The 511-nt window shown below is 53.4% G+C and carries 1 rRNA gene; it reads right to left on the bottom strand.

Annotation, left to right across the window (positions count from 1 at the left end):
• Positions 1–301: 301 nt before the first annotated feature.
• Positions 302–417 (bottom strand): 5S ribosomal RNA (gene rrf, locus DQG18_RS15880).
• Between the last annotated feature and the right edge of the window lie 94 nt (positions 418–511).

Genomic DNA, 511 nt, shown 5'->3' with positions numbered 1-511 from the left:
CTACGACGCCATCATCGACGCTGCCTGCCAAGCCTGGAACAACCTCATCGACCAGCCCCAAACCATCACCTCTATAGGAATGCGCGACTGGGCGCATATCGGTCAATCATGACAGCCGTTGGTATGACGATCGACCTCACAGCGGCGAGAGCTCGCCCCTGCGTCTTTTGTCTGCGGCCACGCCTTGCTTTTTTGCATCGCGTGGCGCCTTGTTTTTGATATGCTTGGGAATAAAAAAAGCCCCGCTTGATGCGGGGCTTTTTATTATTTCTTGAGAAGGTTTTTTTTGTGTTCTTAATAGATCTGGCGGCGACCTACTCTCCCGTGTCTTGAGACACAGTACCATTGGCGCAGAAGCGTTTAACGGTCGAGTTCGGAATGGGATCGGGTTCTGGGCGCTTCGCCATAGCCACCAGATCGATAAAGAACACATTTCGTGAACTGGTCTTTTTTTGTTTTGCCTCGCGGGCCGCACCGCTTCGGGCATGACGGCGCTAAAGCCGCGCCTATG

The sequence above is a fragment of the Pelagibacterium sediminicola genome, from assembly GCF_003390885.1.
GTDB classification, from domain to species: Bacteria; Pseudomonadota; Alphaproteobacteria; order Rhizobiales; family Devosiaceae; genus Pelagibacterium; species Pelagibacterium sediminicola.
Note: the sequence above shows the minus strand (reverse complement) of the source record. Positions and strands in the feature narration are given on the sequence as shown.